At 66.5% G+C, this 13,713-nt stretch carries 15 protein-coding genes; 12 read left to right on the forward strand and 3 right to left on the reverse strand.

Annotated features, from left to right (window positions below; genetic code table 11):
- Positions 1-27 precede the first annotated feature (27 nt).
- Complete coding sequence (locus M0208_RS17780) at positions 28-777, reverse strand: M15 family metallopeptidase (RefSeq protein WP_258892998.1); 750 nt, start codon at positions 775-777, stop codon at positions 28-30.
- A 47-nt stretch (positions 778-824) separates the two neighbouring features.
- Here M0208_RS17780 and M0208_RS17785 point away from each other — a divergent pair, with 47 nt between their 5' ends.
- The 3 genes from M0208_RS17785 to M0208_RS17795 all read left to right on the forward strand — a co-directional run bounded on the left by M0208_RS17785 (position 825) and on the right by M0208_RS17795 (position 2,536).
- On the forward strand, positions 825-1,511 hold the full coding sequence (locus M0208_RS17785) for an RluA family pseudouridine synthase (protein WP_258892999.1): 687 nt from the start codon (positions 825-827) through the stop codon (positions 1,509-1,511).
- Positions 1,495-1,908: an alternative ribosome rescue aminoacyl-tRNA hydrolase ArfB gene (gene arfB / locus M0208_RS17790; RefSeq protein ID WP_258893001.1), complete on the forward strand. Its 414-nt coding sequence runs from the start codon at positions 1,495-1,497 to the stop codon at positions 1,906-1,908. The genes M0208_RS17785 and arfB overlap by 17 nt, the downstream gene beginning before the upstream one ends.
- 127 nt (positions 1,909-2,035) lie before the next feature.
- Complete coding sequence (locus M0208_RS17795; protein WP_258893002.1) at positions 2,036-2,536, forward strand: GAF domain-containing protein; 501 nt, start codon at positions 2,036-2,038, stop codon at positions 2,534-2,536.
- Positions 2,537-2,685: 149 nt separating this feature from the next.
- On the opposite strand, the gene ada is transcribed toward M0208_RS17795, so the two are convergent.
- Positions 2,686-3,720, reverse strand: coding sequence for a bifunctional DNA-binding transcriptional regulator/O6-methylguanine-DNA methyltransferase Ada (ada, locus tag M0208_RS17800; RefSeq protein ID WP_258893003.1), 1,035 nt, complete (start codon positions 3,718-3,720; stop codon positions 2,686-2,688).
- Between ada and M0208_RS17805 the strand changes: the two genes are divergently transcribed.
- The 4 genes from M0208_RS17805 (at position 3,719) to M0208_RS17820 (ending at position 8,000) form a co-directional block, all read left to right on the forward strand.
- Positions 3,719-4,765, forward strand: coding sequence for an aspartyl/asparaginyl beta-hydroxylase domain-containing protein (locus M0208_RS17805; RefSeq protein WP_258893004.1), 1,047 nt, complete (start codon positions 3,719-3,721; stop codon positions 4,763-4,765). The two genes, ada and M0208_RS17805, sit on opposite strands and share 2 nt — an antisense overlap.
- Positions 4,762-5,625 carry a sulfotransferase gene (locus M0208_RS17810; RefSeq protein ID WP_258893005.1) on the forward strand — a complete coding sequence of 288 codons (864 nt, stop codon included), beginning with the start codon at positions 4,762-4,764 and terminating at the stop codon, positions 5,623-5,625. The genes M0208_RS17805 and M0208_RS17810 overlap by 4 nt, the downstream gene beginning before the upstream one ends.
- A gap of 2 nt (positions 5,626-5,627) precedes the next feature.
- Positions 5,628-6,407, forward strand: coding sequence for an enoyl-CoA hydratase (locus tag M0208_RS17815; RefSeq protein ID WP_258893006.1), 780 nt, complete (start codon positions 5,628-5,630; stop codon positions 6,405-6,407).
- Positions 6,408-6,473: 66 nt separating this feature from the next.
- The gene (locus tag M0208_RS17820; RefSeq protein ID WP_258893007.1) at positions 6,474-8,000 is read left to right on the forward strand and encodes a hypothetical protein; all 1,527 of its coding nucleotides are present in this window, start codon (positions 6,474-6,476) and stop codon (positions 7,998-8,000) included.
- Here the strand turns inward: M0208_RS17820 and M0208_RS17825 are convergent, their stop codons facing one another.
- Positions 8,001-8,666 (reverse strand): dienelactone hydrolase family protein, encoded by a 666-nt coding sequence (locus M0208_RS17825; protein WP_258893303.1) that lies wholly within the window; start codon positions 8,664-8,666, stop codon positions 8,001-8,003. It lies immediately after the preceding gene.
- 165 nt (positions 8,667-8,831) lie between these two features.
- Here M0208_RS17825 and M0208_RS17830 point away from each other — a divergent pair, with 165 nt between their 5' ends.
- From M0208_RS17830 to M0208_RS17850, 5 genes are all read left to right on the forward strand, one after another.
- Positions 8,832-9,401, forward strand: coding sequence for a F0F1 ATP synthase subunit delta (locus M0208_RS17830; protein ID WP_258893008.1), 570 nt, complete (start codon positions 8,832-8,834; stop codon positions 9,399-9,401).
- Positions 9,402-9,404: 3 nt separating this feature from the next.
- Positions 9,405-10,934: a F0F1 ATP synthase subunit alpha gene (gene atpA, locus M0208_RS17835; protein ID WP_258893009.1), complete on the forward strand. Its 1,530-nt coding sequence runs from the start codon at positions 9,405-9,407 to the stop codon at positions 10,932-10,934.
- A gap of 13 nt (positions 10,935-10,947) precedes the next feature.
- The gene (locus M0208_RS17840; RefSeq protein ID WP_258893010.1) at positions 10,948-11,826 is read left to right on the forward strand and encodes a F0F1 ATP synthase subunit gamma; all 879 of its coding nucleotides are present in this window, start codon (positions 10,948-10,950) and stop codon (positions 11,824-11,826) included.
- A 23-nt stretch (positions 11,827-11,849) separates the two neighbouring features.
- Positions 11,850-13,331 (forward strand): F0F1 ATP synthase subunit beta, encoded by a 1,482-nt coding sequence (gene atpD / locus M0208_RS17845; protein WP_258893011.1) that lies wholly within the window; start codon positions 11,850-11,852, stop codon positions 13,329-13,331.
- A 113-nt stretch (positions 13,332-13,444) separates the two neighbouring features.
- Positions 13,445-13,696 carry an ATP synthase F1 subunit epsilon gene (locus M0208_RS17850; RefSeq protein ID WP_258893012.1) on the forward strand — a complete coding sequence of 84 codons (252 nt, stop codon included), beginning with the start codon at positions 13,445-13,447 and terminating at the stop codon, positions 13,694-13,696.
- Positions 13,697-13,713: the final 17 nt, after the last annotated feature.

A 13,713-nucleotide genomic window follows, 5' to 3' on the forward strand; every position in this document is an offset into this window, starting at 1 on the left:
CTGCCACCTCCCCGTGCCGGGGAGGATCTATTTCCTCCGCCGCCGCTTCTTGTCCCGCTCCAGCACCGGCAACCGAATGTACACCGGCGTCACCGTCCGCACGACGCGCGGCGGCTGCACGATCTGAGGGTCGGCCGGGAAAGCCGCGCGCGCCTTTGCGAACAGCGCCCGCGCCCGCGCCGCGCCCGGCACGCTCGCGCTGCGCCCGACCCAGCGCCAGTGCCACGGCTCCCATTTCACATTCTGCGTATTGCTGGTCGGGAACGACATCTCGAACCCGTAGCGCGGTGCATTCTCAACCAGCCAGCGGAAGGCGGGCGTCGCGGCCATGCACGCCTCCGCATCGGGGCACCCGTTGGCGGGCCGGACCGCGAAATCCAGCGCATAGCCGGTCGCATGCTCGCTATGCCCCGGCGGCGCGACCGAGATTGCACGATCCAGCCCGCTCGCGGTCTGCTTCGTCCGGCAGAACGTCGCAGATTGCCGCGAGATCGACCGGTGGCACGACATCGCCAGAATACGCCCGCCGACCGCCGGATCGCCCGCCGCGGCGGCCAGCAACCGCTCCAGATCGGGCAGCATATCGCGCCGCACACGGCAGCCGTTCACCGACAGCCCCGCGGGCACGCTGACCAACTCACCCTCCGCCACATCGCCATAAGGAAGATGGCCCAACGCGCGACCATCGGGCGAAATCGTCGCGTTCGCGCCATCGCACATCTGCGCTTGCGCGGGCGCGGCGACGACTGCGAGAAGGACGAAGGCGTGGCGGATCACGCCTCCGCCTCTGGCGCGCCGGGCCGGGGGGTGGCAAGGGGCCGCGCATGATCGGTGAGCGCGTACTCTTCCTCGATGGCGAGGCATTGGTGATCGACAAGCCCGCCGGATTGCCGGTGGATCGCCCGCGCGACGGCTCGATCGCCCTCGAAAATCATATGTCGAACCTCACCTTCGGCTTCAAACGCTGGCCCGTGCCGGTGCATCGCCTCGATCGCGACACCAGCGGCTGCCTGCTCCTGTCACGCAACCCAAAGGCGCACGCGCGGTTCCAGCAGGCGTTCGAACAGGGACTGGTCAGCAAACGCTATGTCGCGATCCTGGACGGTGTTCCGTCGGGTGGCGAGGGCGAGATCGACATTCCGCTCGGCAAGGTGTCCACGATCGAGACAGGCTGGCGCATGACGCGCGATCCAAAGGGCAAATCGGCGCGAACGGCGTGGAAGCTGCTGGCGGAAAGGGACGGCCGCGCATTGGTCGAGTTCCGCCCTGCGACCGGCCGCACGCACCAGATCCGCGTTCATGCGCTGGAGGGGCTGGGCGTCGCGGTGCTCGGCGACCCCACCTATGGCAGCGCGTTTCCCGGCGGAATGATGCTCCACGCGATCGAACTGACGATCCCGCGCGGGGAAAAGGAAGCGATCGGCGCGGTCGCGCCGTGGCCCGAACGCTTCGCCGCGGGCGGCTTCGCCGAGGAATATGTAACGGACGCGGCGGGTGATCCGGCTTCCTGACGCGGCGACGATCGACGCGGCGAGCGAGGAACGCTTCCTCGCCGCGACCGGGCCGGGCGGGCAGAACGTCAACAAGGTCGCGACCGCGTGCCAGCTCCGCGTCGACGTGTTCGCGCTGGGCCTCGATCCCGAGACGTACCGGCGGCTGAAGCTGGTTGCGGGGAGCAAGCTGACGGCGAGCGGGACGCTTGTCATCACCGCCCGGCGTTACCGCACGCAGGAATCGAACCGCGCCGATGCGCGCGGACGGCTGGACGAACTGCTGAAGGCGGCGGCGACGCGTGAGGCGCGGCGGGTGAAGACCAAGCCGTCGAAGGCGGCGAAGGCGCGTAGGGTGGACGAGAAGAAGGGCCGCAGCACGGTGAAGGCGGGGCGTGGCAAGGTGAAACTGGACTGACTCTTCCGGTCACCCAACCCCCAACCCGTCACCCCAGCGAAAGCTGGGGTCCCAAGCGGCTCCTTTCCCGCGCCATCGCATGAGACCCCAGCTTTCGCTGGGGTGACGAGCGGGCTAAGGCGTCCCAATGTACCAATTCGACGTATCGACCGGCTCGAAGGCCGAACTATACCGCGACATCGTCTCCGCACTCGACGCGTTGACCGCGGACGAACCCGATTCCATCGCCAACATGGCCAACGCCGCGGCGCTGCTTTGGCAGTATCTGCCCGACCTCAACTGGGCCGGTTTCTACCGCTTGGTGGAGGACGAACTCGTCCTCGGTCCATTCCAGGGCAAACCCGCCTGCATCCGCATCGCGCTCGGCAGCGGCGTCTGCGGCGCGGCGGCGGCGTCGCGCGAAACGCAATTGATAGCGGACGTCCATGCTTTCCCCGGCCACATTGCGTGCGATGCGGAAAGCGCCTCCGAACTGGTCGTGCCGATCGTCGTCGGGGATCGACTGATCGGTGTGCTGGACCTCGACAGCCCGCACGTCGGCCACTTTGATGCGGAGGATGCGGCGGGCTGCGAGGCGATCGCGGCGCAGTTGGGACCGCGGATCGCGGGTTGGGGCGCCAAACTCTAAATCTGTACCCGTCATTGCGAGCGCAGCGAAGCAATCCAGAGCGTCGCGCGTGACACTGGATTGCTTCGCTGCGCTCGCAACGACGATTCACAGATTGCGCGGCTCCCTCCACTTAACGTCAGTCCGGCATGACGAGGAAATCGAAAGTCTCAATCCTCAACCCCCTCCCGCGCGAGCAACACCCGTTTCCGCTCCAGCCCGTAGGCGTAGCCCCCAAGCGTCCCGTCGGTGCGTTGGGCGCGGTGGCACGGCACGACCACCGCGACATGGTTCGCCCCGCACGCCGACCCCGCTGCACGCACCGCCTTCGGGTTCCCCGCAATCGCCGCCAGCTCGGCATAGGTCCGCGTCTCGCCCGCGGGGATGTCGCGGAGCGCCTGCCACACCGCCTCCTGAAATGCGGTCCCGCGCACGTCTAACGGCAGGTCGTGGTCGCGCTCGGGCGACTCGACGCTCGCCACCACCTGCGCGGCGAGCTTCGCCAGCGCACCGCCGCCCGGCACGATCTCGGCCTTTGGGAAGCGCGCGCGCAATGCGGCTTCATTCTCGTCGAACGAAACGCGGCACAGCCCCTTGTCGGTCGCCGCCACGAATAATTTGCCCAGACTCGTATCCGCCACCGTCCAGCGGATCGTCACCCCCGCGCCGCCGCGCGCCCACGCGCTGGGACTCATTCCCAGCCGCTTCGCGCCATGGTCGTAGAAGCGGCTGGGCGCGGAATAGCCCGCTTCGTAGATCGCATTGGTCACGTTCGCCTCCTTCTTCAACGCCTCGCCCGCGCGGGTCGCGCGCAGGCCGCGGGCATAAGCGGCGGGGGTCACCCCCGTCGCGCGCTTGAACAATCGGTGGAAATGATGCGGCGCATAACCGACCCGCGCTGCCAGTTCGTCCAGCGGCACCAGCTCCTCGCTCGCCTCGATCAGCGCGATCGCCTCGGCCACCGCCACCCGGTCGCGTCCCACCGCATCGGGCAGGCAGCGCAGGCACGCGCGATACCCCGCCGCCCGCGCCGCTGCCGGGTCGGCGTGGAAGCTGACGTTCTCGCGCTTGGGATGTCGCGCGGCGCAGCTGGGTTTGCAGTAAATGCCCGTCGTCCGCACCGCGACGACGAAGCGGCCGTCGGCATTCCGATCACGCCGCTCGAACGCATCCCAGGCGGCGTTGATGTCGATGGTCTGTGTCATGAGCAGGGATGTAGGCGATCGATCCGCGCGCGACATCCCGCCCCTTGCGATCAAAGCGCGGGGCGATGACAGCGCGCGTGGTTTGGGGTACGAAAAGGCGATGTTCGAGACCGATCCGTTCGTGAAACTGCCGCTGGCGTTCGATGCCGATGCGCTCGCGGAAGAAGTACGCGCGCTGCCGACGCGGGCGTGGCATCCGCATCCTGGCAAGCTGCCCGGCAATGAGGCGGCGTTCCTGGTCACGACGAACGGCGGGCTCAACGAAGACCTGACCGGCCCGATGGCGCCGACTGAATTCCTGCGCGCCTCCCCCTATACGATGCATGTCATGGCGGCGATCGGTGCGGTATGGGGCCGGACGCGGTTGATGAAGCTGGCGCCCGGATCCGTCGTCCCGCCGCACGTCGATACCAATTTCTACTGGCGTCGGCACATCCGCATCCATGTACCGATCATCACCACGCCGCAGGTGTCGTTCACCTGCCGCCAGCAGACGGTGCACATGGCGCCCGGTGAATGCTGGATGTTCGACACCTTTTCGCATCACAATGTCCGCAACGACAGCGCTGAGGCGCGGGTCCATCTGGTGATGGACACGGTCGGCGGCGAACGATTGTGGGATATGGTCGAACGCGCTGCGGCTGGCGAACCAGCCGTTGCGATTCCGGCGGGCGCTGGCCGAGCGGAGGACATGGCGTTCGAGGGGCTGAACGACGCGTCGGTCATGTCGCCGTGGGAACTGGCGCATCACGTCCGCTTCATCGCCGATCACGCGCGACCCGATCCGCGGCTGGCGATGGTCCTGAAGCGGCTAGACCGGTTCGTCGCCGCGTGGCGCGGGATCTGGGCGCAGCATGGCGCCGATGCCGCGGGCTTCGCGGATTATCGGCGGCTATTGCAGGCGCTCGATGACGATCTTCCTGGGCTGGGCGGACAGCAATTGCTGTTGCGCAACCAGTTGCCGGTCTATCGCCAGATTGCCGAGCTGATCTACACGCTCGACCTGCCGATGACCGCGGCGGCACCGGTGCGGCTGGCCTCTTGAGCGAACAAGCCGCGCGGGCGCAGTTCGACCGCCCGGTCTTTATCGTCAGCTCGCCGCGGGCGGGGTCGTCGATGCTGTTCCTTTCGCTGGCGCAGGCGCCCGGCGCCTTCACGATCGGCGGCGAAAGCCACCAGTTGATCGAAGGCGTACCTGGGTTGCACCCGTTCCAGCGCGGATGGACGTCGAACCGGCTGACTGCCGAGGACGCCACTGCGCCGATCGCCGAAGAACTGGCGCGCCGCTTTCACGCCAACTTGCGCGACCGTGACGGGGTCGCGCCAACCGGGCGAGTGCGACTGATCGAAAAGACGCCGAAGAACAGCCTGCGCGTTCCGTTCCTCGACCGCATCTTTCCCGATGCGCAGTTCGTCTATCTTTATCGCGACCCGCGCGAAACGCTGGCCAGCATGATCGAGGCGTGGACGTCGGGTCGCTTCCGTACCTATCCGCGGTTGCCGGGTTGGCGGGGATTGCCGTGGTCGCTGCTGTTGACACCCGGCTGGCGCGACCTGAATGGTCTCGCGCTGCCCGAGATCGTGGCGCGGCAATGGGCGGCGACGACCGACGTTTTGTTGGCGGACCTCGCCATGTTGGCGCCGGGGCGGGTTCATGCGATCGACTATGCCGCTGTCACCGCGACGCCGGCAAAGGCGATGCGCGCGCTGGCGAATGCTGTGGGCTTGGTGTGGGATCGCGCGGTTGCGACGCTTCCGCTGTCGCCGACAGTCGTTTCCGTCCCCCGAGCGGACAAATGGCGCGACCGCGCGGAGGAGATCGAGGGCGTCCTTCCCGTGATCGCCGAACCTGCCGCCGCGGCGCGCGCGATTCTTGGGCGCCACGATGTGGTGCAGGAGCGATGAGGATGGCCGATCTGGTCCTCATAGACACCGCGGACGGCGTCGCCACCGTGACGCTCAACCGGCCCGAGGCGATGAACGCGTTGTCCACCGCGCTGCGGGCCGAACTGTACCGCGCGATGCTGGCGGTCGACGCAGACGACGCGGTGCGCGCGGTGGTGCTGACCGGGGCGGGGGAACGCGCGTTCACCGCCGGGCTGGATCTGAAGGAACTGGGATCGACTGCCGGTGCGCTCGGCTCGGCCAATGCGCGCGGCGCCGAAGAAAATCCGGTCACGGCGATCGAAGCGTGCCGCAAGCCGGTGATCGGCGCGATCAACGGCGTGGCGATCACCGGCGGGTTCGAGGTCGCGCTGGCGTGCGATATCCTGATCGCGTCGACCAACGCGCGCTTCGCCGACACGCACGCGCGGGTCGGGGTGATGCCCGGCTGGGGACTGAGCCAAAAACTGTCGCGGTTGATCGGGATCGCGCGGGCGAAGGAACTGTCGTTCAGCGGCAACTTCCTCGACGCGGCGACTGCCGAGCGCTCGGGCCTGGTCAACCGCGTCGTCGCGCCCGAAGACCTGCTGCCGCTCGCACGGCTGCTCGCGCGCGACATCGCCTCTGCCGACGCCGCCTTCATCGCGGCCTACAAGAGCCTGATCGACGACGGCTTCGCGCTGCCGTTCGGCGAAGCGCTGGCGCTGGAGCATCGCCGGTCATCGGCCGCGAACGCCGCGGTCACTCCGGCAGCGGTCGAGGCGCGCCGCGCGGCGGTCCAGGCGCGCGGGCGATCGCAATAGGGTCCGGCGCAATAGGGTCTGGCGCTTTGCCGATCGCGCGATAATCTCTCCGCCGGGGGAAGAATCATGAAGCTTCTTGAGACCTTAGCCGCGGTGCTGACCGTGATCACATCAGCCAGCCCCGCGTCGGCCGATTGGCTGCAGGCGACGTCGCGGCATTTCGTGCTGTACGCCGACACCAGCGAAGCCAGTCTGCGCAAGCAGGCGGTGGCGCTGGAGCGGATGGATCAGGGTTTGCGCCGCTTCATGAAGACCGACGATCCGCCCGAGGCCGCATCGAACAGGCTGACGGTGTTCGTCGTCAGCGAACGCGATATCCGGTCCTTGTGCCGATGCGACAACGTCGCCGGCTTCTATCAGGCGCGCGTCAACGGGCCGGTGGCCTTCAGCGCGAAGAGCGTGGGCATGGGGGAGGGGACGTCGGACAGCGGCCGGATCGTGCTGTTCCACGAATATGCGCACCATTTCCTGCTCGGCAGTTACGGCATCGCGTTTCCGGCCTGGTATTCGGAAGGGTTCGCGGAATTCGCCTCCACGATGAAGATATCGCCGGGTAAGGTGCTGATCGGTAGCGCGGCGCAGCATCGCGCTTGGGGCCTGCTCGCCGGGCAGCGGCTGAGCGCCGCGCAGATGTTCGACACCGCGCAATGGGGCAAGCTGAAGCGCGACGGCTTCGACGCATTCTATGGCCGCGGCTGGCTGATGACGCATTATTTCCACTTCAATCCCGAACGCCGGAAACAATTCGTCCGCTATCTGACCCTGCTTAATACCGGCACCCCCGGCGTCGTAGCGGCGACCGAGGCGTTCGGCGACCTGAAGGCGCTCGATCGCGATCTGGCGGGATATCTCGGGCGATCGACGATCCCGGGCATGACGATGATGATGGGCGACACGCCCGAACCGGTAGTGACGGTGCGGACGCTTGGTGCGGGGGAGGCAGCGCTGATCCGGCTGCGGATGGAATCGGTCCGCGGCGTCGATGCCAAAACCGCCGCGCCGTTGTTCGCAAAGGCCGCGCCGATCGCCGCGCGGTATCCAGAGGATTCAGTGGCGCAGGGCTGGTTTGCGGAAATGGCGTATGACGCGGGCGATAACGCCGTCGCGGAGAAGGCCGCCGATCGCGCCGTCGCGTCGGATGCGAAATCGGTGCAGGGGCTGCTTTACAAGGCGCGCGTTCGATTGCGTGCGTTGTCGCAAGACCAGAAGGCCGATGCCGCCGCCTGGACCGCGGCGCGTAAACCCATCATCGCCGCCAACCGGCTCGACCCCGACGATGCGGAGCCGTTGTGGCTGTTCTGGGAAAGCTTCGGGATGGAAGGCCGCGAGCCGATCAAATCGGCGATGACCGGTCTGTACCGCGCGCAGGAACTGGTGCCGCAAGACCCGTCGGTGCGCTTCGCCGCGGCGGCGAGCCGGATCATGGCGAGGGAAAACGACGCCGCAAAACGCCTGCTCCGTCCGCTCGCCTACGATCCCCACGCGGGAAACGACAATCCCGCCACGCGGATGCTCGCCGCGCTCGACGCCGGAAAAACAGGCGCGGCGGTGATGGCGGCTGCGGGAGACAAGCCGAGCGCGGCCGCCGAATGACTATCCGCCATTCGCCCGGAACAACGCCAACGTCCGTTCGCGCGCCAGATCGGCGCTCGGTTCGTGATAGTCCTTGCGGCGGTCGGAATTGAAGCCGTGTCCGGCGTCGTACACGTGCACCTCGGCGTTCGGCCAATCCTTCGCGATGACCTCCTCGACGCCCTCGATCGGGATGCCTGAATCGAATCGCCCGAAATGCAGGATGGCCGGCACCTTGGGCTCTTGGTCCTTCGCGGCGGGGATCAGGCTGCCGTAATAACCGCTCGCCGCCGCTACCCCGGTCAATTGCGTCGCCGCATACCAGGCGACTGACCCGCCGTAGCAATAGCCGACGACGAACACCGGCCCCTTGTCCTTCAACGCATCAATGCAGGTCTGGACGTCCTTCAGCGACAGGTCGAACGGGTGAAGTTTCCGCGCCAGTTCCACCGCGCGCTCGAAACCGGGGCCGCTGTACTCTGCCTCGAATCCGGGATGCTCGCGATCGAACAGCGCGGGGGCCAGCACTTCATATCCGTCGGCGGCATATTCGTCGCACAGCTCGCGAATATGGTCGGTGACGCCGAAAATTTCCTGCACCAGCACCAGCCCGCCTCGGCTTTCGCCCTCCGGTTCCGCATGATAAACCGCCACCGCGGCCCCGTCCGACATCGTCATCGTCTGCATCTCGCCCACGCCGGTTCTCTCCTCCGATTGCGGAGGGAGATATGACGCAAGGATTGCATCCCCGCGACCCCTTTGCTACGCGCCCGCCAACTCAAGCGAAGGTGCCTTCAGCGCGCCGCTCGTTCGCTTGGGGCCAATTCTTGTCCGAACAGGGAATCGAATCGCGTGGATAGTTCCAGCGGTACTACAGGCGGCAGTATTCAGGCGAGCCTCGGCGGGCGGTACGCGACCGCGCTGTTCGAACTCGCGCGCGATGCGAAGACGATCGACGTGGTCGAGGAAAGCCTGACGAAGGTCCGCGCCGCGCTCGACCAGTCGGACGATTTCCGCGCGCTCACGCTGTCGCCGGTCGTCGCACGCGGCGCCGCGGCCAAGGCGGTGTCCGCCACCGCCGATACGCTGGGCGTCGATCAGACGACGAAGAACTTCCTCGGCGTGCTGGCCGAAAACCGCCGCCTGACCCAGCTTCCCGCTATTATTCGCGCGTATCGCCAGCTCGCCGCCGCGCACCGCGGCGAAACCACCGCCGAGGTCGTCAGCGCGCATCCGCTGACCGACGAACAGGTCGGCGAATTGAAGCAGTCTCTCCGGACGCGTGTCGGTCGCGAAGTCAGCGTCGATCTCTCGGTCGATCCCGCGCTCCTCGGCGGATTGGTCGTCCGCCTCGGTTCCCAGATGATCGATTCGTCGATCCGCACCCGTCTCAATGCTCTCGCGCACGCGATGAAAGGTTAAGTCATGGATATCCGCGCCGCAGAAATCTCGAAGGTCATCAAGGACCAGATCGCCAATTTCGGCACCGAAGCCACGGTCAGCGAAACCGGCCAGGTGCTGAGCGTCGGTGACGGCATCGCGCGCATCTACGGACTCGACAACGTCCAGGCGGGCGAGATGGTCGAATTCAGCAACGGCGTGCAGGGCATGGCGTTGAACCTGGAGGCCGACAACGTCGGCGTCGTGATCTTCGGGTCCGACAGCGAGATCAAGGAAGGCGACGTCGTCAAGCGCACCGGCACGATCGTCGACGTGCCGATCGGCAAGGGCCTGCTCGGGCGCGTGGTCGATGGCCTCGGCAACCCGATCGACGGCAAGGGGCCGATCGAATCGACCGAGCGCAGCCGCGTCGAGGTGAAGGCCCCCGGCATCATCCCGCGTCAGGGCGTCAGCGAGCCGATGCAGACCGGCCTGAAGGCGATCGACGCGCTCGTGCCCGTCGGCCGCGGCCAGCGCGAGCTGATCATCGGCGATCGCCAGACCGGCAAGTCGGCGGTCGCGATCGATGCGTTCATCAATCAGCGCGCGGCGAACCAGGGCGACGACGAAAAGAAGAAGCTCTATTGCGTCTATGTCGCGGTCGGGCAGAAGCGTTCGACCGTCGCTCAGCTGGTGAAGACGCTCGAGGAAAACGGCGCGATGGAATATTCCATCGTCGTCGCCGCGACTGCGTCGGAACCCGCCCCGCTGCAGTTCCTCGCGCCTTATACCGGCACCGCGATGGGCGAATATTTCCGCGACAACGGGATGCACGCGCTGATCGTGTTCGACGATCTGTCGAAGCAGGCGGTCGCGTACCGCCAGATGTCGCTGCTGCTGCGCCGCCCGCCGGGCCGCGAAGCGTACCCCGGCGACGTATTCTATCTCCATTCGCGTCTGCTGGAGCGTGCGGCGAAGATGTCCGACGCGAACGGCGGCGGATCGCTTACCGCGCTGCCGATCATCGAAACGCAGGCGGGCGACGTGTCGGCCTACATCCCGACCAACGTGATCTCGATCACCGACGGCCAGATCTTCCTCGAAACCGACCTGTTCTTCGCTGGCATCCGCCCCGCGATCAACGTCGGCCTGTCGGTGTCGCGCGTCGGATCCGCCGCGCAGACTAAGGCGATGAAGAAGGTGTCTGGCAGCATCAAGCTGGAGCTGGCGCAGTACCGCGAGATGGCGGCGTTCGCGCAGTTTGGTTCGGACCTGGACGCCAGTACGCAGAAGCTGCTCAACCGCGGCGCGCGCCTGACCGAACTGCTGAAGCAGAAGCAGTTCGCGCCGATGCCGTTCGAGGAACAGACCGCGTCGATCTTCGCGGGCACGCAGGGCTTCATCGACGCGGTGAAGGTGGAGGATGTGGTGCGCTACGAAGAGGCGATGCTCGCCGATCTGCGCGCCAACCACGCCGATGTCCTGACCACGATCCGCGATACCCGCGACCTGGGTGACGAGGTGAAGGGCAAGCTGAAGTCGGCGCTCGACGCGTTCGCGAAGACGTTTGCGTAAGTAAGGGCGCCCGATGGCCAGTCTCAAGGCACTGAAGATCCGCATCGGCTCGGTGAAGTCGACGCAGAAGATCACCAAGGCGATGAAGATGGTCGCCGCCGCGAAGCTGCGCCGTGCGCAGGAAGCCGCCATCGCGGGCCGCCCCTATGCCGAACGGCTGGAGGCGGTGATGGCGTCGCTCGCGTCGCAGGTCACGGTCGGCGAAAGCACGCCAAAGCTGCTCGCGGGGACCGGCAAGGATCAGGTGCACCTGATCGTCGTCGCCACCTCCGAACGGGGTCTGGCGGGCGCGTTCAACACCAACATCGTCCGCGCCGCGCGCAAGAAGGCCGAGGAGCTGGAGCGCGATGGCAAGACCGTCCGCTTCTATCTTGCGGGCAAGAAGGGCCGCGTGCTGCGGCGCTTCTACCCGAACGGGATCGCCGCCGATTACGAACTTGGGCAGCACAAGGTGCTGGGCTTCGATCAGGCGCGCGGGCTTGCCGACGATCTGATCGCGCGGTTCGAGGCGGGCGAGTTCGATGTCGCGCATCTGTTCTTCGCGAAATTCCAGTCGGCGCTGGTGCAGATCCCGACCGGCATCCAGATCATCCCGGTCTCGGTACCGGAGACGGCTGAAACCGCCAACAACGGCGGCGCCGCGGTGACGTACGAACCCGACGAGGAATCGATCCTCGCCGACCTGCTGCCGCGCAACGTCGCGATCCAGATTTTCCGCGCGATGCTGGAAAATGCCGCCTCCGAACAGGGCAGCCGCATGAACGCGATGGACAATGCGACGCGCAACGCCGGCGACATGATCAACCGCCTCTCGATCCAGTACAACCGCACTCGCCAGGCCGCGATCACGACCGAGCTGGTGGAAATCATCTCGGGCGCCGAAGCGCTCTAAGAATTCGAAGCAAGGAAGCGAACATGGCAACCGCCGCTGAAGACATCCGCCCGACGACGAGCTCGGGCAGCAACAACGTGGGCCGCATCAGCCAGGTCATCGGCGCGGTCGTCGACGTGACGTTCGAACAGGATCGCCTGCCCGCGATCCTTTCGGCGCTCGAGACCGACAACAACGGCAACCGGCTGGTGCTGGAGGTCGCGCAGCACCTGGGCGAGAATACCGTGCGCACGATCGCGATGGATGCGACCGAAGGCCTCACCCGCGGCCAGCGCGTCACCGACACCGGCGCGCAGATCACCGTGCCGGTCGGCCCGGCGACGCTGGGCCGCATCCTGAACGTCATCGGCGAGCCGATCGACGAGCGCGGCCCGGTCAATTCAGAATTCCATTCGCCGATCCACGCCAGCGCGCCGCTGTTCGTCGACCAGTCGACCGAAAGCTCGATCCTGGTCACCGGCATCAAGGTCATTGACCTGCTCGCACCTTATGCGAAGGGCGGCAAGATCGGCCTGTTCGGCGGCGCAGGCGTCGGCAAGACGGTGCTGATTCAGGAACTGATCAACAACATCGCCAAGGGCCACGGCGGCACGTCGGTGTTCGCAGGCGTCGGCGAACGCACCCGCGAGGGCAACGATCTCTACCACGAATTCCTCGACGCGGGCGTCATCGCCAAGGATGCCGACGGCAATCCACAGTCGGAGGGTTCGAAGGTCGCGCTGGTGTTCGGCCAGATGAACGAGCCGCCGGGCGCGCGCGCGCGCGTCGCGCTGTCGGGCCTTACGATCGCGGAGTATTTCCGCGACGTCGAAGGGCAGGACGTGTTGTTCTTCGTCGACAACATCTTCCGCTTCACGCAGGCGGGCGCTGAGGTGTCGGCGTTGCTCGGCCGTATCCCGTCGGCGGTGGGCTATCAGCCAACGCTGTCGACCGACATGGGCGCGCTGCAGGAACGGATTACGTCCACGAACAAGGGCTCGATCACCTCGGTGCAGGCGGTGTACGTCCCCGCCGACGATCTCACCGATCCGGCCCCGGCCACGTCGTTCGCCCATCTTGACGCCACGACCGTGCTGAACCGCGCAATCTCCGAACTCGGCATCTACCCCGCGGTCGACCCGCTCGATTCCACCTCGCGCGTGCTCGAACCGCGCGTTGTCGGGCAGGAGCATTACGACACCGCGCGTGCGGTCCAGTCGCTGCTCCAGCGCTACAAGTCGCTGCAGGACATCATCGCCATCCTCGGCATGGACGAGCTGTCCGAAGAGGATAAGCTGACGGTCACGCGGGCGCGAAAGATCCAGAAGTTCCTCAGCCAGCCGTTCCACGTTGCGGAGGTCTTTACCAGCATCAGCGGCAAGTTCGTCGCGATCGAGGACACCGTGCGGTCGTTCAAGGCGGTCGTCGACGGCGAATATGATCACTTGCCCGAGAACGCCTTCTACATGGTCGGCGGCATCGACGAAGCCGTCGCCAAGGCCGAGAAGATGGCGCAGGACGCGTAAAAGATTCCCCTCCCGCTAGCGGGAGGGGTTAGGGGTGGGGCTGTCCGCAAGCGGCGGCCCCTCGACAGACCTCCCCAGCCCTTTCCGCAAGCGGGAGGGGAGTGAGAAAAAAGATGCTTCACTTCGAACTCGTCACCCCTGAAAAGCTCGTCCGGTCGGAGGAGGTGTACATGGTCACCGTCCCCGGTTCCGAAGGTGATTTCGGGGTGCTGGAGGGTCACGCGCCGCTAATGTCGACGATCCGCGACGGCGACCTGCTGGTGCAGCGTTCGGCGAACGCAGCGCCCGAGACGATCGCGATCCGCGGTGGTTTCGCCGAGGTCAACGCCAAGGGCCTGACCGTCCTGGCCGAGCACGCGGATTGAGTATGCGAGCACCTTGA

This window comes from Sphingomonas sp. SUN019 (assembly GCF_024758705.1).
Classification (GTDB): Bacteria; Pseudomonadota; Alphaproteobacteria; order Sphingomonadales; family Sphingomonadaceae; genus Sphingomonas.